A 17,631-nucleotide genomic window follows, 5' to 3' on the forward strand; every position below is an offset into this window, starting at 1 on the left:
ATGCCATATCGTATGTTCTGGGCAATAAAATGGTGCGTCTAGAGAGGCGCTTGTAACTTAAGGAAGGTAGAGATGAGTATGGAAATTGCAATGACAATAATTTTAATGATGTTAATTGGGGCTCTCATTGGCGGGTTTACTAATTACCTGGCTATTAAAATGCTCTTTAAACCTTATAAAGCCGTTTACATAGGTAAATGGAAGGTTCCATTTACCCCGGGTCTGATTCCTAAACGAAGGGATGAAATGGCTGATCAGATGGGCAAGCTTGTTGTTAATCATCTTTTGACACCAGAAAGCATCAAGAAAAAGTTCATCAATGCTCAATTTCGGAGTGATATGACTGGGCTGGTTCAAAAAGAGCTTGAGACTATCCTGCTGTCGGAAAAATCAGCAGAGGACATACTTGAAGCGTTTGGAATCGCGGATGGGCAAGCGAAAGCAGAAAACCGCATTAACTTATTAATTGAGCAGAAATATGAAAAAATCATTAGTGAATATCGGAGCCGGCCCCTTAAAGATGTTATTCCTCAGGCTCTTTTAGATAAAATGGATGAAAAAATCCCGGCAATCAGTTCAACGATCCTTCAAAAAGGGATTGATTATTTTTCCAGCATTGAAGGGAAATTAAGAATACAAAGAATGGCAGATGATTTTGTCCGTGAACGCAGCGGCATGCTGAGCAACATGCTGCAGATGTTCATGGGGAACATCAATATTGCAGATAAAATTCAGCCGGAAATCATAAAGTTTTTAAGTAATGAGGGAACATCCGATCTGATTACTGCTCTTTTACAAAGAGAGTGGGATAAAGTTCTTGAAATGGACACTGCAGTTATTGAAGAGCAGCTTGAAAAAGAACAGATTCTTTCAGTATTAAAGAATATTGCCCATAAGGTCATTAATCTGGAGAATTTATTTAAAACGCCTATTTCATCTTTTATGGCCCCTTATAGGACAGTATTAATAGATGAAGTGGCTCCTAAAAGTGTTCAAATGCTTTCTGATTGGCTTTCAGAAAAAACTGAAATGTTCATGGAAAGACTTCGTCTCGCCGAAATTGTCCGTGAACAGGTCAGCAATTTTTCGGTGGAACGACTGGAAGAAATGGTCTTTTCCATAATAAAAAGCGAGTTAAAAATGATTACTAATTTAGGGGTCCTCCTTGGGGGGATTATCGGGCTCATTCAAGGATTCATAGCCATATTGATTAATTAAGGGCATCGCCTCGCGTTTACTGTCATAGTTTGTTATAGTGTAGTGGATGTTCAAAATGGGGAAGATGAATTTTCCTTACTGAACGAGAATTGGAAGGAGTGTTTTTTTATGGCAGTAAATTTATATGATTCAGCCTATGAATTAGAAAAAGCGGTGCGGGAAAGCGATGAATATAAGGCTCTAAAACAAGCATACGATGATGTAAATGCAGATCCGTCTGCCAAAGCAATGTTTGATAACTTCCGCAAAATCCAGATGGAACTTCAGCAAAAACAAATGATGGGCCAGGATATTACACAGGAAGAAGTAGAGCAGGCACAAAAGACAGTCGCACTTGTACAGCAGCACGCCCAAATCTCAAAGCTTATGGAAGCAGAACAGCGCATGAGCATGATGATTGCAGAAATGAACAAAATCATCATGAAGCCTCTTGAAGAGCTTTATGGTGCAGTTGAATAAATCAGTATTGGAATACTCCCGGAATTGATTTCGGGGGTTTTTTTTATAAGAATAAGCATCTTCCTATATTAAACTGAACGAGGTTTGGGTACCTTTATGATAGATATTGATTTAAAGGAAGGGGCAGTAAATTGAAAAAAGCTATTTTTCTGGACCGGGACGGCGTTTTGAACGAGGTTTTATCAGATAGGGTGAAATTCGTTAACAAGCCTGAGCAGTTATATTTACTTGAAGGAGCAGCAGAAGCTGTGGCAGAGCTGACCCAAGCTGGATATGAAATTTTTGTTGTGACCAATCAGGGCGGCGTGGGACTCGGTTTTTTGAAAGAAAGAGAGCTAAGGAGAATCCATGAAAGGCTGCAGGAGCTTGTTGCAGAAAAAGGCGGTCATATTAAAGAGGTGGCCTATTGCCCTCATAAACCGAAAGCAGGGTGCGAATGCCGCAAGCCAAATGTAGGCATGCTGGTGGAATTGGCGGAAAGGCACCATCTTGATCTGGCTAAGAGCATTATGGTAGGTGATCACGAGCGGGACATTGAGGCAGGCAAGAAGGCTGGCTGTAAAACTGTTTTCATCGGCTCTGATCCAACTAGTGCAGATATCCAGGCCTCTTCACTTTTTGAGGCAGTGGAAGATATTTTGCAAATGCTTAAATAGAGGAGTAGTAAAAAAACCGCTTCCAGGATTGTCTGGAAGCGGCATTTTATTTTACTATGATTGCGTGGAAGGACTAGCGTGCTCCGCCAAGCTGCTGCTCAGCCATTTGCACCAGGCGCTTTGTGATTTCTCCGCCTACTGATCCATTTGCTCTTGAAGATGTTTCCGGACCAAGGTTCACACCGAATTCTGTTGCGATTTCATACTTCATTTGATCAATTGCCTGGCTGACTCCTGATACTAAAAGCTGATTAGAATTGCTGTTTCTTGCCATGTAAATCATCTCCTTTGGTGTAGTTTTCTTGATTGTTACACTCATAGCTTTAGGAGAGAAAATAAGATTTATTCATAGGTGTATATGGTAAATTAAGGTAATTTTCGACTGACTCTAATGTGTATTTAACTTGAAATCAGCTATGCGCATATAATTTGGGCATTAGCGCACAGAAAAAACCTTATCCGCACATAAATTTCCTCCATCCGCACATGAATTTCTAAAGTTCGCCATTGTAAAGCTGCAGAAAACCGAATAGCCATGAAATATAGGCACTTGCCAGCACTGCTCCTATAAAAAAGGCGAAATATGCCCAATCCTTCCAGGAAACAGAGATTTTTTGATAGAAATCCCGGTTTCTATCTCCGGTGAACCCTTTTGATTCCATTGCCATTGCTGTCCTCTCTGCTTTACGGATCGCTCCGGCAAGGAGAGGAACTGAATACCTCTTAAGTTCTGCGATTTTTTCAGAAAGTGTCCGGGCTTTGGGGATTCCCCTGATCCGGTGGGCGCTTCTGATAATCTCAAATTCATCTTTCATTAATGGCAGAAACCGATAGCCTGCCATGATTCCATATGCAAGCTTTGGAGAGAGCCGGCATTGCTGCATAAGACTGAGCAGGAATTCTGTCGGCTTTGTGGTTAAAATGAACAGAAGGGACAGCGAGGTAAAACTTAAAACCCTCATGCCAAGAGATAGGGCACGCTGAAAGCCCTCCTCAGTCAATGTGAAGATTCCCCATGTCCATAGGATGGTCTCTCCTTCAATAGTCTTTGAAAAAATCAGAGCTGACCAAATATATATTATAGCCATGAAGATAAACGGCGAGAAAAGTAAAATCCATCTTTTGAATGAAACCTTACCAAAAATAAAGGTGGCCCCTGCAGTCACCACTAAGGTCAGAAAAGGAGTAACCGGGTCAAAGAAAAGGGACAAAATCAATACACAGACAATCACAGTCAGAGCTTTTATGCTTGGGTTAAATTCATGTAAGAGCAAACTTGTTCCTCCCATCCATGGCATCAAGTTTGTTCCTGAGTTTTTCTGTGTAAGGAACCTTTAGAGAAGCCATTTTCATAATCTCATGTTCCTTCCATAATGAATCAGGCAATCCCTCGTAAATCTTCTCTCCTTCTGAAAGGACAATCACTTTATCGGCATAGGAATGCAGGATTTCCATGTCATGAGTGATCATTACCACGGAGCCTCCGCTATGGATCTTTGTTTCCAAAAGCGCCATAAGCTCCGCCGAGGTCCTGGCATCCTGTCCAAATGTTGGTTCATCAAGGAGCAGCATATCCTGTTCATTCACCAGCATCGATGCAACACTTAGCCGCCGCTTTTGTCCCTGACTTAAGGAAAAAGGATGCATGTCAGCGTGCTGGAGCAAGTTCACTTGATGCAGAACATCTTCAACCATTTTTTGTATTTCGGCATCTGTCATTCGCTGTATTCTCAGACTGAAGGCGATTTCCTCATAAACAGAATCTGCAATAAATTGGTGTTCGGGATTCTGAAAAACGTATCCTAATTTTAGTCTTAACTCCTGCTCCTTCCATTGGGAAAGGGAGCGATCATAAAAAAGGATGTTGCCTTTGGATGGAGCATATAATCCTGTCAGCAGTCTGGAAAGCGTTGTTTTTCCAGATCCATTTGAACCGGCTATTGCCACAAATTCACCCTTATTAACTGAAAAACTAATATTTTTAAGCAAATCCTTCCCATCCTTATGAAAAGAAAGATTCTCTGCCGATAGGATGACCGGCTCTTCAGAGACTTGATGTATTGTCTTCCTGTTATCTAAAATCTGAAGTGCAGTATAGGGATTTACAAATCCATCAATTAATTCCCGATCAGTTAACGGAAGATTTTCCCCTTTGTAAATCCCTGCTTTTTTTCCTAATAGGCCTGCTCTTACTGCGCTTGGCAGCCAGATACCCTCAAGCGTAAGTTCTTCTGCATATTTATTAAAGCAGTCTGCAGTGCTTCCATTAAATAAAGTTTCTCCATCCCGGTTTAGCACCACGCAGCGGTCGGTCAAATCAATCCAATCATCCAGCTTGTGCTCAATTATTAGAAGGGAAAAGGATTGCTCCTCTTTAAGCTCTTTGATGATGCGGGTAAGTTCATAGCTTGAAGCCGGGTCAAGATTTGCTGTCGGCTCATCCAAAATCAGGATATCCGGATTTAATGACAATACACATGCAAGTGCAAGTTTTTGCTTTTGTCCCCCCGAAAGGGTATGTATTAAGGCATGCTTAAATGACAGAAGATGAACAAGTTCCAGTGCTTCATCTATCTTGCTCTCAATTTCTTCAGGAGGTGTTTTCATATTCTCAAGGCCAAATGCCAGCTCTTCTTCAACTGTTGGCATGCAAAACTGGCTTTCCGGATCCTGAAACACAATGCCGATGTGTTGATTAATTTCACCTGGCCGGAATTCATCCAGAATCTTTCCTTTGAAAGAAATGGTGCCATTCAGTTCGCCATCAACGGCTTCCGGATATAATTTATTTAAGCAGAAAGCAAGCGTGCTTTTTCCGCAGCCGCTGGGGCCTAATAATAGAACAGCTTCCCCTGGGTAAAGGCTGAAATTCACATTCTTAAAAACAGGATTCTTCACTTCTTCATGCCGGAAGGAAAGCTGTTCAGTTATTAATAAAGGCTGGTTATGATGTAATGCCATTTTGGGATTTTTCCCTTCTCAGCTCTTTTCCGATAGGAAAGCTGTTTAATGCCCCCGTTTTAGCAAGACTCTCACTCAGCCATTTCCCTAGCAATCCAGCAAGCAAAGCACCGCTAATTAGTCTCACAAAAAACATCGCAGTAACATAATCGGGTGATAGGGCTGCATAGCCGGAAATGAAATAGCCCCAAATAAAGCTTGTAACAGAAGAGCCCATGCCGGCAGCAATTAAAACCCATGTCCGGTAGTTGTTCCATTTTGCTGCCGCAAAAACAGCTTCTGCTCCAATCCCCTGAATCATGCCTGAAAGAATCAGGCGAGGGCCTACTGCATTGCCAATCATGACTTCAATGGCTGCTGCGATGGTTTCCGATAAAAAGGCTGCTCCGGGTTTTCTGATTATATACGCTGAGATGATTGAAACAATAAACCAAATGCCAAAAATCAGATCATAGCCAATTAAGCCAAACATCCCATATAACACGTTGCCAAATTGCATGAACACCAGGTATACAACTGCAAACACAACAGCGAGTACAGACAGGACAATGACCTCACGAAGCTTCCATTTTTCTAGCATATTACACAGCCCCCTTCTTGGAAGGACTGTTCGCAGACATATTCACCGTCATGACAATATGAGTGGAATCGCTTTTCTTACTGCTTTCGAAAGCATCTTCCAGCGTTTTAAAAACATCGTGTGCATCTCCATCTAATCTTGAAGCATAATGCACACCTTCAGTAAACGTTCCCTGAGCCTTAGCGAGCTCGACTTGGTTCATAATGACGTCCATGTATGAAGGAATCCCCATCGGATAAAGCGCGAACTGTACAGCGACCTCCTGGCTGATTCCTGCAGATTTTTTTTCATTCGCCCTATCTTCATTTTCAGCAAGATAAGCATCTCCGGCAGTATCCCCGGGGCATCCATTTGAAAATGTGCCGTTAAACACTACATGGTCACCATGCCTAACAGTCTCAAGATAAATAGCTTTGACTACATCAAAAACATGAATGGACCTGCCGCGCACACAAGTGCTCACATCATCTGTTTCCATCCATACTTTGCTTGTATCCACTTCCTTTAGAGCAGATAAAATAACATCCACAAACCTGTCAGTCATTGGATAAATCGAAAACCTGCACCCTGTAATCTCGCTTGTTCCGCATAAGTAATTTTCCTGCATTTTGCCATCCTCCTGGATTATATAAAATTAAAAAACTGCATTCCCATAAGGAAATGCAGTTGAATGATATCAATACACTAGAAATGATAGCCGTTCACCTGCACTTCCCCACGCTGGTATTATCCAGATCGGGTGATAAGAGTCAGAACGGATTGTTCTTCTCAGCCAAAAAGCTCCCCTAGTGCAAAATAAGATATGCAGTTTTTTATTGACTCCATCTTAATACGGAGTATACAAATTGTAAATGACTAATTTATAATTCTTTAAATCAAATGATCTATGAAAACAGATAAACGCCTTCACTGGCACAGGTCAGCTGTGAAAAAAAATTCTGCATTGTCCATGTCATGTTCTAATCCAATCCTTCCCTTCATAAAAGTGTAATAGGACAATTTCACACCGAGAATAGGGGGCAAAATGGATGATATATAGAATGCTTGCTTTAAATATTGACGGAACACTACTCCAATCAAATGGAAGACTTCATAAATCAACAAAAGATGCGATTGAATATGTGCAGCAAAAAGGAATTTATGTAACACTTGTCACATCCAGAAGCTTTCCATCCGCGAAAAAAGCGGCCAAAGCATTGAAAATCAATTCCTTGCTGGTCACACACAGGGGGGCTTATATTGCTGCTACTCAGGAAAAGCCTATATTTGTAAAAAGGATACAGGAAGATGAAACGTTTGAAATCGTGCGTCTGCTTGAAGGCTTTACCTGTCAAATCAGGCTGGTGCACGAAAAGTATTCCCTTGCCAACAAAACCAAGCTAAATACCAATATGCTTGCTAAAACTGTTTTTACAACCGGCGATCCCATTTTTTACTCGCAGCAATTTGTGGATTCATTAAGTGACACCATTTTAGATGAGCCGGTCACACCGCCAAAAATTGAAGTGTATTTTGAAGATAAAGGCGACCTTGAGGATGCTCAGGCAGCCATTAGGGGCATGTTTGAAAATGTAGAAGTCATTAAGTTAAGTGATCTTCGGATGGACATTGTTCCTGCCGGAGTTTCAAAGCTGAATGGTTTGCTCTATTTATGTGAACATCTCGGAATTTCACGAAACCAAATGGTCGTTATAGGTGACTCGGAGGATGATCTGGAAATGATTGAAGCTGCCGGCCTTGGTGTGGCTATGGGCAATGCCCCTGCCGAAGTCAAAAAAGCAGCAGACTGGCTGACTCGATCCAATGACCAGAACGGCGTAAGCTACATGGTTAAAGAACATTTCCGCAAACAGCATCCAATTGATTTCCTGAAGAAAATGAATCTATTAAAATAACATCAATGAAAGAGAGTTCGATTAGTCTAATCGGCTCTTTTTTTTTGCTTTACGATACTGGAAAAAGAGAAAAGAAGCAGAATGAATATATATAAGTAATCCAACAGGAATCCTTTCCCTTATATTGACCTTGTTTCCCCATTTCTGTACACTAAAAGAAGTTTGTCAACATGAAAAATAGACACTTTGCAGCTGCCCCAAGAAAAAAAGACATCGACAGATTAATATATTTTCTAAAAAAGGTGATCAATTTGAAGATTTCAATTTTAGGTATACAGGATGATCGGTTCCACCGGCCGCTCCGGCTGATCGGGAACCTCTTTTTTGAAGAATGTGCAGTGATGCTGGGTGAGAATGCCGCAGCCAATCTGACAATTAATTTTCAGCTTGAACATGGAAAGCACATTAAAGCCATGGCAAGGCTTTCTGATAAAGATGGCAAGAATCTTTCAGCAAATTTTGAGAAGGAATTCATACCGGCTGAGTCAGAAAAAGAGAATTTCAAACAAATAAAAAATGCAGTATCCCATGTATATCTGACTGTGTTGCAGGAATGGACAGGCATTACCCAGAAGTGGGGAATTCTGACTGGGGTACGTCCCACAAAATTGCTTCACCGTGCCATACAGCAGCAGACACCTCTCCATGAAGTCCATCAGCAGCTGAAGGAAGAGTATTTGATTACAGATGAAAAAATCCAGCTTATGCAGAATATCGTAGACAGGCAGCTTGCTGTCGTACCGGATCTTTATGACTTAAAAAATGAAGTCAGCATATATATTGGTATCCCATTCTGCCCGACAAAATGTGCGTACTGCACTTTTCCTGCATATGCGATTAATGGCAGGCAGGGTTCAGTAAACTCATTCCTTGGCGGTCTGCATTTTGAAATGCGCAAAATTGGCGAGTGGCTGAAAGAAAATGATGTGAAAATTACTACTGTCTATTATGGTGGAGGGACTCCGACAAGCATTACGGCGGAGGAGATGGATATGCTTTATGAGGAAATGTATGACTCTTTTCCAGATGTAGAAAACATACGGGAGGTCACTGTGGAAGCCGGCCGTCCGGATACAATCACACCTGAAAAGCTTGAAGTGCTGAAAAAATGGAATATTGACCGCATCAGCATCAATCCCCAGTCCTATATTCAGGAGACACTGAAAGCCATTGGCCGCCACCATACAGTGGAAGAAACCGTGGATAAGTTCCATCTGGCTCGCAATATGGGAATGAATAACATCAATATGGATCTGATCATTGGGCTCCCAGGAGAAGGTGTGCAGGAATTTTCGCATACTTTGGATGAAACTGAGAAACTAATGCCGGAATCCCTGACAGTTCATACTTTATCCTTTAAACGAGCTTCGGAAATGACGAAGAACAAGAAAAAATATAAAGTTGCCGAGCGGGAAGAAATTGAAAAAATGATGGACATGGCTGAGGATTGGACAATAGAGCATAATTACCATCCTTATTATCTTTACCGTCAGAAAAATATTCTCGGCAATCTTGAAAATGTCGGCTATGCCCTTCCGAATCAGGAAAGCATCTATAACATCATGATTATGGAAGAACAGCAGACAATCATCGGGCTTGGATGCGGGGCCTCCAGTAAGTTCATTGATCCTCAGACAGGGAAAATCACTCATTTTGCAAACCCGAAGGATCCTAAATCGTATAATGACAGTTTTGAGCATTATGCAAATGAGAAATTGAAAATATTAAAAGAACTTTTTAATAAACACGAATCCCTGGCCGAATAGGCGGGGATTTTTTAAAAAAATATATTTTTAGAAAATTTAGAAATATATTAAAGGAATTCCTGAAAATAAAGAGAATGAAATAGGTAATAAAGATCATAGAAGTCTATGAACCTAAATGTGAGCGCTTTCTAAAAAGGGGGAATTATAATGATGATGCAGACACCTTTGACTATGACGCAAATGATAAAGCGTGCAGAAAAATATTTTCCAAGGAAGACAATCGTTTCAAGAACAGCAGGCGGAATTCAGAGATTTACATATAAGGAGGTTGCAGAACGGACAAGGAAGCTGGCAGAAAGCCTGCAAAACATAGGAGTGAAAAGAGGGGACAAGGTCGGGACCCTTGCGTGGAACCATCATCGCCACCTGGAGGCTTATTTTGCCATTCCATGCAGCGGAGCTGTGCTCCATACGATTAACATTCGTCTGTCACCCCAGCATATTACTTATATAATTAACCATGCTGAAGATAAAGTGCTTCTGATCGATCCTGACATTGTACCCCTAATTGAGAAGGTTAAGGATGAACTGAAGACGGTCAAGGCGTTCATTATTATGACGGATGAAGATGAATTGCCGGAGACTTCTCTTTCGCCGGTTTATCACTATGAAACGCTTATCAATGAAGCAAGCGGTGCATATGAATATCCTGATGATCTGGATGAAAATTCAGCAGCTGGAATGTGCTATACCTCTGCAACGACAGGCAACCCTAAAGGTGTCGTCTATTCCCACAGGGGCATCGTCCTTCACAGTATGGCACTGGGTATGGCAGATAGTGCAGCGGTAAGCGAGAAAGATATCGCACTTCCGGTAGTGCCGATGTTTCATGTAAATGCATGGGGACTCCCTTTTGCTGCTGTCTGGTTTGGAACGGCTCTTGTGCTGCCGGGACCGTATTTTACACCTAAACTCCTGGCTGAGCTTATCCAATCAGAAAAAGTCACCATAACAGCCGGAGTGCCGACAATCTGGCTCGGACTATTAAAAGAACTTGATGAAAATCAATATGACATGAGTTCACTCCGATCGGTTCTGTGCGGAGGATCGGCTGCACCAAAAGGCATGATTAAAGCTTTCGAGCAAAAACACAATATTCCATTCATGCATGCTTACGGAATGACCGAAACAAGCCCTCTTGTTGTTATTTCGACTTTAAAAAGCTATCAGGAAGAGTTGTCAGCCGATGAGAAGCTGGACATAAAAGCCAAGCAGGGCATACTTGTCCCAGGATTGGAAATGAAGATTGCCGGCAAGGATGGCGAAGCAGCATGGGACGGAAAGGAAATGGGGGAACTCGCCATAAGAGGACCATGGATTGCTTCCGAATATTACAAGGACGAGCGGACCAATGAGGCGTTCCGTGATGGCTGGCTCTACACGGGTGATGTCGTAACCATTGATGAAGAAGGGTTTATGAAGATTGTTGATCGGACAAAAGATTTGATTAAGAGCGGAGGAGAATGGATTTCTTCTGTTGATATCGAAAATGCCCTGATGGCTCATGAATCGGTATTTGAGGCAGCGGTTGTTGCTGTCCCGCATGAGCAATGGCAGGAACGGCCAGTGGCATGCGTTGTTCTGAAAGAGCCATTTAAAGGGCAGACAACAAAAGAAGAACTTTATGAATTTCTGAAGCCGCAATTTGCAAAATGGTGGCTTCCGGATGAAATTCTTTTCTTTGAAGAAATACCAAAAACCTCTGTAGGAAAATTCCTCAAAATGGCATTAAGAGATCAGGTCCAAAAAGAATATACAGGTAATGCAAAGCAGGTATAATGCAGCATCCTTCTGCGGATGCTGTTTTTTTAGTGCAGGTTTTGGAATACAGCACAAATCTTTAATAAGTGACAAAATTAAAAATCTTTAGACAAAACACTTTTTAAATATAATAATACTCTTTATAATAAAAGAAGCACAAAAAGGAGGGAAAGGATTTTGACAACAGACTTTGTAACAGATACTGTCAGCGTACAGCTTGATGGGCGAGTGGCCACAGTTGAGATGAACAGGCCGGAATCACTGAATGCATTGAATGTGGAGATGATTAAGGGGCTCCTGACTGCTATGAAGGATATCAGCCAAATGGATGAGGTGGATATAGTTGTATTAAAAGGAAAGGGCCGCGCATTTTCCTCAGGCGGGGATATTAAAACAATGCTTTTGGAAACAAATGAAAGCGACTTCCCGGTTGTGATGGACTGCATCAACGAGCTCGTTGTGACTCTTTATAGCATGCCGAAGCTGACAATCAGTGCTGTTACAGGCGCAGCAGCTGGTTTGGGATTAAGTCTGGCATTGGCCACTGATTATATTTTGGCAGACAAGAACAGCAAGCTTGCCATGAATTTTATTGGAATTGGATTAATTCCTGATGGAGGGTCTCACTTCTTCCTGCAGCAGCGAATTGGCGAGGATAAAGCCAAGCATTTAATCTGGGAAGGAAAAGTGCTGACTGCAAATGATGCTTTACAAATGGGGCTGATTCACGAAATAGCAGGAGCTGATTTAAGTACAGCAGTTGATGCAAAATTGAGCAAATGGCTTAACAGCCCAACTGAAGCAATGATTAAGACAAAAAAAATTCTTGCAGATAAAAACCGGCCGCTCCTGCTGAAAGTACTTGAGCTTGAAAAGCTCGGCCAGCATAAAATGAGGCAAACAGAAGATCACAAAGAAGGAATCCAGGCCTTCATTGAAAAAAGAACGCCTGTGTTTAAGGGCAAATAAGGATGGAACGAAGAAAAAGCAAAGAGCTGAGCCCTTTGCTTTTTTATATAATCAGAATGTACATCGCTGAACTCAGATAACTGTCCAGCTCCACATGGAACGCTTCGATAGCATCTTCATCGCACGACTAAGAGCATTAGCTTTTAGGAGGAGCGCCTCCCCTTCGAGGTCAAAAGCTTATCTTGTTGCGGTTCCTAGGGACTCGGGGTCATAAGCCGTTTTCTTTTAGAAAGAAAACACCTTCTTACAGGAACCGTCTTAAGCATGGCATCCCTGAGCAGTCGCCTCATACATTTCGGACAATCCACCCAAAAAGGCAAAGAACGCCTTTCAGGTAGGCTCGCCTTGAGCTTGAGGCCCCCAGGATGGGGGTCATGCAGACGTTGCCATTTAGTCTGCGTTCCTCAGTGGCAAGGCGCCTCCGCTTTTCTTACTATCTATGAAACAAAATCAGCTTTCCGGCCGGAGAGGTGCAGCGGTGCGTTTTTTCATCCAAACCTTTTTCCTTAAGAAGGTTTTCTCCCACACTCTTAGCTTCGTCATCTGTAGCTGCCTGGAATGATTCATCCAATATCTTTTCTCCGTCCTGTTCAAATGCAGTTAGCTTGTATGTTTTCATAATAAGATACTCCTTTATTATAAAATTCAGATAGTTACTATTATTCTTGCATAATTTTTATAAATGTGCAAAATATTTTTTAAAAGAAATGCCGTAAATTAAAATGCTAAATTTTAAAAAATAGTGAACCTTTTTTATGTTATGGCCGTATTACCAATTAGGCAAAGGAGGAGTTCGATATGGCTTTAGAGCTTGAACATGTAACAAAGCGTTTTGGTAAGTTTACTGCAGTTGATGATTTATCTCTATCTATTCCAGAAAGTGAGATGTTTGGGTTTCTGGGGGCGAATGGCGCCGGTAAAACGACTACCTTCCGAATGATACTGGGGCTATTGGATCCCAGCGGGGGAAAGATTACATGGAATGGAAATCCAATCGATTATTCAACTAGTCCTCTGATAGGCTATCTTCCCGAAGAAAGAGGCTTATATCCAAAGCTGAAGGTTAAGGATCAGGTAGTCTATTTAGCTAAGCTGAGGGGGATGGCAAAGCAGGACTGTTTAAAGGAATTAACATATTGGCTTGAGCGCTTTAAGGTTCCCGAATATGCCAATAAAAAAATTGAAGAGCTATCAAAAGGAAACCAGCAAAAAATCCAGTTTATTACTGCAGTTATACATAAGCCTAAGCTATTAATATTGGATGAACCATTCAGCGGGCTGGATCCGGTTAATGTAGAACAGCTGAAGGATGCTGTGCAGGATTTGAAGGATAGCGGAACAACGATTGTTTTTTCCTCCCATAGGATGGAACATGTAGAAGAACTTTGTGAGCATTTATGCATCATGCAAAAAGGACGGCCTGTTGTGCACGGGTCTCTAAAAGAAATTAAACGTTCCTTTGGCAGGAAGAATCTTGTTATCCATGCAGACTATGATTTAAGCTTTTTGGCTGATAGCAGGGGAGTGGTGAAAGCCAGACAGACAGCTGAGGGAATTCAGCTGCAGATTTCCGGAGAAGAAGCAGCTGAAGACATTTTCAGGGTGGTTGCAGAGAAGGGTTTTGTCCGTAAGTTTGTACTGGAAGAGCCGTCCCTGAATGATATTTTTATAGAAAAGGCTGGTGCTTCCTATGAGTAATTTTATGACGATCCTTCTTCATACTTACTTAAGCAAGCTGAAGACCAAGTCATTTATTGCAACGACCCTTATTACTGTGGTGATTGTTGCAGGGCTTGCCAACTTATCAAGTATTATTGATTATTTTAATAAGGATGATGAAGAAAGAGTTGCAGTGATCGATGAGACTGGTGTGCTGTTAACTCCACTTCAGGAACAAATGGATGCCCTGAATAACAAGATAACTTTAATTGCATATAAAGGGTCTGAGGCAGAAGGGGAAACTGCTGTTAAAGATGGAGATTATAAAGGACTTTTACTGTTATCCTTTACCACAGATGAACTGCCGGAAGCGGCCTATAAAGCCAGAAGCATAGCAGATTCAGCCATCCCTTCCGAATTGCAGGGGGGGCTGCAGCAGCTGAAAACACAAATGGCTGCCACTCAAATTAATCTTAGTCCAGAGCAATTAAGCAAGCTATATGAGCCGGTACCTTTTGATAAGACCGCTCTAGAAGAAAACGCCAAAACAGAAGAAGAACTGAATCAGGCAAGAGGGCTTGTTTACGTTCTATTATTCATCATTTATTTTGCTGTAATCTTATATGCCAATATGATTGCCATGGAAGTAGCAACAGAAAAGTCTTCCCGTGTCATGGAAATCTTAATATCCAGTGTTTCTCCAATCAAGCAGATGTTCGCAAAAATATTGGGAGTTGGGCTGCTTAGCCTGACACAGATGGCACTTATTCTATTAGTAGGCTATTTTTCAGTCAAACAAAATCTTGATACGATGGAAGGCGGCTTTTTTGAATTCTTCGGCTTTGGAAACATTCCAGCTTCGACCATCGCTTATGCACTCACCTTTTTCATTCTTGGATATTTCCTTTATGCCACACTGGCTGCTTTTCTTGGTTCGCTGGTAAGCAGGATTGAAGATATCCAGCAGATGATTACTCCAATGACCATGATGGTTGTGGCAGGCTTTATGATTGCTATGTTTGGCTTAAGCCAGCCGGAAGCATCTTTTGTAACAATCACCTCTTATATTCCATTCTTCACTCCAATGCTCATGTTCATGAGAGTGGGGATGCTGTCACTGCCTGTATGGGAGCCAATTCTCGGAATCGTGATCCTGCTGGCTGCCATTATATTACTGGCTGTCTTTGGAGCGAGAGTCTACAGGGGCGGAGTATTGATGTATGGAAAGTCGAATTCCTTTAAAGATATCAAAAAAGCCTTACAGCTTACAAAAAACGAATAAACAGGCTGTTGTTCAAGTTTTTGCTTTAAGACAGTTAGTTTAGTTTAACGACTGAGTTGATTGGAGCGGAGGGCGCTTGATCCTCGAAAATGCATATGCATTTTCTTCGTGCGCCGCTGATTCAGGGAAGATTATTCAATGTCCTGTGGGAGCAGCGGGTCAGGTGAGACCCCGCAGACGTAGAGCGTCGAGGAGGCTCACCGCACCCCCCACGGAAAGCAAGTGCCTGCAGTGGAAATCAAAGGACAGAATTTATAAGGAAAATTACTATCTATAAGAATAGCCCTATTGAAAAAAGCTCCGTCTTTTAGAAACGGAGCTTTTTTATATGGGGGTTATTAAGCAAACAATGCCTTTAATCCTTCAAATGCAAAATAAAGCCCAAATCCAATCAGTGATATTCCTGAAAGAATCGAGATAACGATAATTCCTTTTGAAGTTAGGAATTGACGAAACCCTGTGGTCAGTCCAGCTACAAACAGATCCCAGAGCATGAGACCCAGAAAAATCATTGTACTGTATAAAAAGAGCTCTGTTTTTCCATAGGCTGCTGCTGTTTTAGCGAGAACTGATCCATAGATGCCCAGCCAGAACAGAATGGAAAGAGGACTTGATATAGACATAATAAATCCGGAAAAAAAGCATTTAAACAATGAATCCCGGCTTCGCACATGGCTTATTGAAATTTTATTGGCATTTATAATGCTCTCAATCCCTGTATATAAGAGTATAAATCCACCAAAAAGCCACAGGAAGATCTGTACGATAGGGGTGTCCAAAAAATGGACAAGACCAAGATATACAACCAGCATATAAAAGGCATCAGCAAACATGGAGCCAACTCCAACAATCCACGCATGCCAAAATCCATTTTTTAATCCCTTTTCAAGCCTGACAGCATTTACCGGCCCGATTGGAGCTGCCAGGGATAGTCCGAGAAACACATAACTTAAATAAATTCCAATTCCCAATACACCACTCCGCCCTTTAAATTTTCCTTGAAGCTGCAAACCTGTCCTCTAGGAAAGAGTCCTTGTACATTTTTATGCACATGCTTCCCAGTCTAAAACAAACTTCAGGAAAATTTACAAATGGGCATATATAGCAATTTAATTTCGAATAGGAACGTGCATTCGCTTTTTGGATGAGGTAAAATGAGAGAAAAGGAATGAAAGGAAGTTTACATGAAAAGGGTTACGTTTATTCATGCAGCTGATTTGCACCTGGATAGTCCAATGTCCGGTTTGAAGCATTTGCCCCCATCCATTTTTAAGAAGCTCCAGGAAAGTACTTTTGAAGCATTTACGAAAATAGTTGATTTAGCCATTTTCCATAACGTGGACTTTATCATTTTAGCCGGAGATTTGTTTGATGGTGAAGACAGAAGTATAAGGGCACAAACACGTTTTCGGAAAGAGATGGAGCGGATGGCTGAATGCGGGATTACTGTTTATGCAGTCCATGGAAATCATGATCATATGGATGGGAGATGGGCACACTTGCCTTTGCCGGAAAATGTCCATATCTTTTCCCATGAAGTTGAAGTGGCGAAGCATATTGCTGAAAATGGTACATCCGTTCACCTTTATGGTTTCAGCTACCCTAAAAGACATGTGGCGGAACGGATGATCGATCAATATAGCAGGGAAAATGGAGCTGACCTGCACATTGGAATCCTTCATGGTTCTTTTGAAGGCAGCAGTGATCACGCTCAATATGCCCCATTCCGAATAAATGATTTGCTTGAAAAGGACTTTGATTACTGGGCTCTCGGACATATACATAAACGAGAAATCTTAATCTCCCAGCCACCCGTCATTTACCCTGGTAATATACAGGGAAGGAACCGGAAAGAAACTGGTCCCAAAGGATGCTATTTAGTTGATCTGGATAATTCTGGTGCAAAGACGGAGTTTCTGGAGGCTGCTCCTGTTATATGGGAGAATGCAGAAATAGATGCTTCAAAATCGGAAAGCTATCAGGAGATTTATGAACTTTGCTTAAGTTTGATTGAAGAAAAGCGCCAAAACAGAAAGGGGACAATCATAAACCTGACACTCAACGATGTAGGCTTGCCTGATCACGAGTTCAGAAGCATAACGAATGGTGAGCTGCTCGAATCTTTGCAGGAGGAAGAGGCAGAAGAGGAGTCTTTTGTATGGATATCCGGTCTTGCTGTAAATGAAAAAAGAATGTGGAATAAAGAAAAGCTGGCACATGAATCGGATTTTTTCAGTGAGCTTTTTAAAACTGCGGGTCATTTTGCAGAGGGCAGTGAAAGTGCTCTGATCTTGTATGCACATCCCCTGGCAAGAAGATTTATGGGTGAGCTCACTAAGGATGAAAAACAGAGAATTGCAGAGGAAGCCGAAGCACTGCTTGTGGATCTTCTATACAAAGCTGAAGGACATTGAATGGAGGTGGA

Annotated in this window: 17 protein-coding genes and 1 riboswitch; of the genes, 10 read left to right on the plus strand and 7 right to left on the minus strand. The window is 41.7% G+C overall.

From position 1 onward, the window contains the following. The first annotated feature begins 72 nt into the window (after positions 1–72). The 3 genes from ACR42H_RS06825 (at position 73) to ACR42H_RS06835 (ending at position 2,333) form a co-directional block, all read left to right on the plus strand. Complete coding sequence (locus ACR42H_RS06825; RefSeq protein WP_436375226.1) at positions 73–1,218, plus strand: DUF445 domain-containing protein; 1,146 nt, start codon at positions 73–75, stop codon at positions 1,216–1,218. A 108-nt stretch (positions 1,219–1,326) separates the two neighbouring features. Further along, positions 1,327–1,677 (plus strand): YlbF family regulator, encoded by a 351-nt coding sequence (locus ACR42H_RS06830; protein WP_113883461.1) that lies wholly within the window; start codon positions 1,327–1,329, stop codon positions 1,675–1,677. Between the two features lie 131 nt (positions 1,678–1,808). Beyond that, on the plus strand, positions 1,809–2,333 hold the full coding sequence (locus ACR42H_RS06835) for a D-glycero-alpha-D-manno-heptose-1,7-bisphosphate 7-phosphatase (protein WP_436375228.1): 525 nt from the start codon (positions 1,809–1,811) through the stop codon (positions 2,331–2,333). Positions 2,334–2,406: 73 nt separating this feature from the next. On the opposite strand, the gene ACR42H_RS06840 is transcribed toward ACR42H_RS06835, so the two are convergent. From ACR42H_RS06840 to ACR42H_RS06860, 5 genes are all read right to left on the minus strand, one after another. Beyond that, the gene (locus ACR42H_RS06840; protein WP_009331452.1) at positions 2,407–2,607 is read right to left on the minus strand and encodes an alpha/beta-type small acid-soluble spore protein; all 201 of its coding nucleotides are present in this window, start codon (positions 2,605–2,607) and stop codon (positions 2,407–2,409) included. A gap of 220 nt (positions 2,608–2,827) precedes the next feature. After that, positions 2,828–3,607 carry an energy-coupling factor transporter transmembrane component T family protein gene (locus ACR42H_RS06845; protein ID WP_113883459.1) on the minus strand — a complete coding sequence of 260 codons (780 nt, stop codon included), beginning with the start codon at positions 3,605–3,607 and terminating at the stop codon, positions 2,828–2,830. Continuing rightward, the gene (locus ACR42H_RS06850) at positions 3,594–5,294 is read right to left on the minus strand and encodes an ABC transporter ATP-binding protein (protein ID WP_113883458.1); all 1,701 of its coding nucleotides are present in this window, start codon (positions 5,292–5,294) and stop codon (positions 3,594–3,596) included. The genes ACR42H_RS06845 and ACR42H_RS06850 overlap by 14 nt, the downstream gene beginning before the upstream one ends. Further along, complete coding sequence (locus tag ACR42H_RS06855; protein WP_113883457.1) at positions 5,278–5,874, minus strand: ECF transporter S component; 597 nt, start codon at positions 5,872–5,874, stop codon at positions 5,278–5,280. Before ACR42H_RS06855 ends, ACR42H_RS06850 begins: the two co-directional genes overlap by 17 nt. A gap of 1 nt (position 5,875) precedes the next feature. After that, positions 5,876–6,481, minus strand: coding sequence for a YkoF family thiamine/hydroxymethylpyrimidine-binding protein (locus ACR42H_RS06860; protein WP_113883456.1), 606 nt, complete (start codon positions 6,479–6,481; stop codon positions 5,876–5,878). An 88-nt stretch (positions 6,482–6,569) separates the two neighbouring features. Then, positions 6,570–6,671: riboswitch (TPP riboswitch) on the minus strand. A gap of 231 nt (positions 6,672–6,902) precedes the next feature. On the opposite strand from ACR42H_RS06860, the gene ACR42H_RS06865 reads away from it, so the two are divergent. From ACR42H_RS06865 to ACR42H_RS06880, 4 genes are all read left to right on the plus strand, one after another. Then, positions 6,903–7,769 carry a Cof-type HAD-IIB family hydrolase gene (locus tag ACR42H_RS06865; RefSeq protein WP_113883455.1) on the plus strand — a complete coding sequence of 289 codons (867 nt, stop codon included), beginning with the start codon at positions 6,903–6,905 and terminating at the stop codon, positions 7,767–7,769. A gap of 251 nt (positions 7,770–8,020) precedes the next feature. Beyond that, positions 8,021–9,535, plus strand: a complete 1,515-nt coding sequence (locus ACR42H_RS06870; protein ID WP_436376867.1) for a coproporphyrinogen III oxidase — start codon at positions 8,021–8,023, stop codon at positions 9,533–9,535. A gap of 150 nt (positions 9,536–9,685) precedes the next feature. Further along, positions 9,686–11,314, plus strand: coding sequence for a long-chain fatty acid--CoA ligase (locus ACR42H_RS06875; RefSeq protein ID WP_181782346.1), 1,629 nt, complete (start codon positions 9,686–9,688; stop codon positions 11,312–11,314). A gap of 159 nt (positions 11,315–11,473) precedes the next feature. Continuing rightward, complete coding sequence (locus ACR42H_RS06880; RefSeq protein WP_436375232.1) at positions 11,474–12,265, plus strand: enoyl-CoA hydratase; 792 nt, start codon at positions 11,474–11,476, stop codon at positions 12,263–12,265. 433 nt (positions 12,266–12,698) lie between these two features. Here the strand turns inward: ACR42H_RS06880 and ACR42H_RS06885 are convergent, their stop codons facing one another. Further along, on the minus strand, positions 12,699–12,884 hold the full coding sequence (locus ACR42H_RS06885) for a YhzD family protein (protein WP_113883452.1): 186 nt from the start codon (positions 12,882–12,884) through the stop codon (positions 12,699–12,701). A gap of 179 nt (positions 12,885–13,063) precedes the next feature. Here ACR42H_RS06885 and ACR42H_RS06890 point away from each other — a divergent pair, with 179 nt between their 5' ends. Continuing rightward, on the plus strand, positions 13,064–13,963 hold the full coding sequence (locus ACR42H_RS06890; protein WP_113883451.1) for an ABC transporter ATP-binding protein: 900 nt from the start codon (positions 13,064–13,066) through the stop codon (positions 13,961–13,963). Further along, a complete protein-coding gene (locus ACR42H_RS06895) occupies positions 13,956–15,206 on the plus strand; it encodes an ABC transporter permease (protein WP_113883450.1) in 1,251 nt (416 codons plus the stop codon). Before ACR42H_RS06890 ends, ACR42H_RS06895 begins: the two co-directional genes overlap by 8 nt. A gap of 338 nt (positions 15,207–15,544) precedes the next feature. Here the strand turns inward: ACR42H_RS06895 and ACR42H_RS06900 are convergent, their stop codons facing one another. Continuing rightward, entirely contained in the window at positions 15,545–16,177 is a 633-nt protein-coding gene (locus ACR42H_RS06900) for a LysE family transporter (protein ID WP_113883562.1), read from the minus strand. A 213-nt stretch (positions 16,178–16,390) separates the two neighbouring features. Between ACR42H_RS06900 and ACR42H_RS06905 the strand changes: the two genes are divergently transcribed. Then, positions 16,391–17,620 carry a metallophosphoesterase family protein gene (locus ACR42H_RS06905; RefSeq protein WP_436375235.1) on the plus strand — a complete coding sequence of 410 codons (1,230 nt, stop codon included), beginning with the start codon at positions 16,391–16,393 and terminating at the stop codon, positions 17,618–17,620. Positions 17,621–17,631 lie beyond the last annotated feature (11 nt).

This window comes from Cytobacillus sp. BC1816, assembly GCF_051353635.1.
GTDB lineage: Bacteria > Bacillota > Bacilli > Bacillales > Cytobacillaceae > Cytobacillus > Cytobacillus oceanisediminis_C.

Excerpts from the sequence above, each read along its gene's own strand:
- ACR42H_RS06825 (WP_436375226.1), top strand. The coding sequence starts at position 73 with ATGAGTATGGAAATTGCAATGACAATAATTTTAATGATGTTAATTGGG.
- ACR42H_RS06830 (WP_113883461.1), top strand. The coding sequence starts at position 1,327 with ATGGCAGTAAATTTATATGATTCAGCCTATGAATTAGAAAAAGCGGTG.
- ACR42H_RS06840 (WP_009331452.1), bottom strand. The coding sequence starts at position 2,607 with ATGGCAAGAAACAGCAATTCTAATCAGCTTTTAGTATCAGGAGTCAGC.
- ACR42H_RS06850 (WP_113883458.1), bottom strand. The coding sequence starts at position 5,294 with ATGGCATTACATCATAACCAGCCTTTATTAATAACTGAACAGCTTTCC.
- ACR42H_RS06855 (WP_113883457.1), bottom strand. The coding sequence starts at position 5,874 with ATGCTAGAAAAATGGAAGCTTCGTGAGGTCATTGTCCTGTCTGTACTC.
- ACR42H_RS06860 (WP_113883456.1), bottom strand. The coding sequence starts at position 6,481 with ATGCAGGAAAATTACTTATGCGGAACAAGCGAGATTACAGGGTGCAGG.
- ACR42H_RS06865 (WP_113883455.1), top strand. The coding sequence starts at position 6,903 with ATGATATATAGAATGCTTGCTTTAAATATTGACGGAACACTACTCCAA.
- ACR42H_RS06875 (WP_181782346.1), top strand. The coding sequence starts at position 9,686 with ATGATGCAGACACCTTTGACTATGACGCAAATGATAAAGCGTGCAGAA.
- ACR42H_RS06885 (WP_113883452.1), bottom strand. The coding sequence starts at position 12,884 with ATGAAAACATACAAGCTAACTGCATTTGAACAGGACGGAGAAAAGATA.
- ACR42H_RS06890 (WP_113883451.1), top strand. The coding sequence starts at position 13,064 with ATGGCTTTAGAGCTTGAACATGTAACAAAGCGTTTTGGTAAGTTTACT.
- ACR42H_RS06895 (WP_113883450.1), top strand. The coding sequence starts at position 13,956 with ATGAGTAATTTTATGACGATCCTTCTTCATACTTACTTAAGCAAGCTG.
- ACR42H_RS06905 (WP_436375235.1), top strand. The coding sequence starts at position 16,391 with ATGAAAAGGGTTACGTTTATTCATGCAGCTGATTTGCACCTGGATAGT.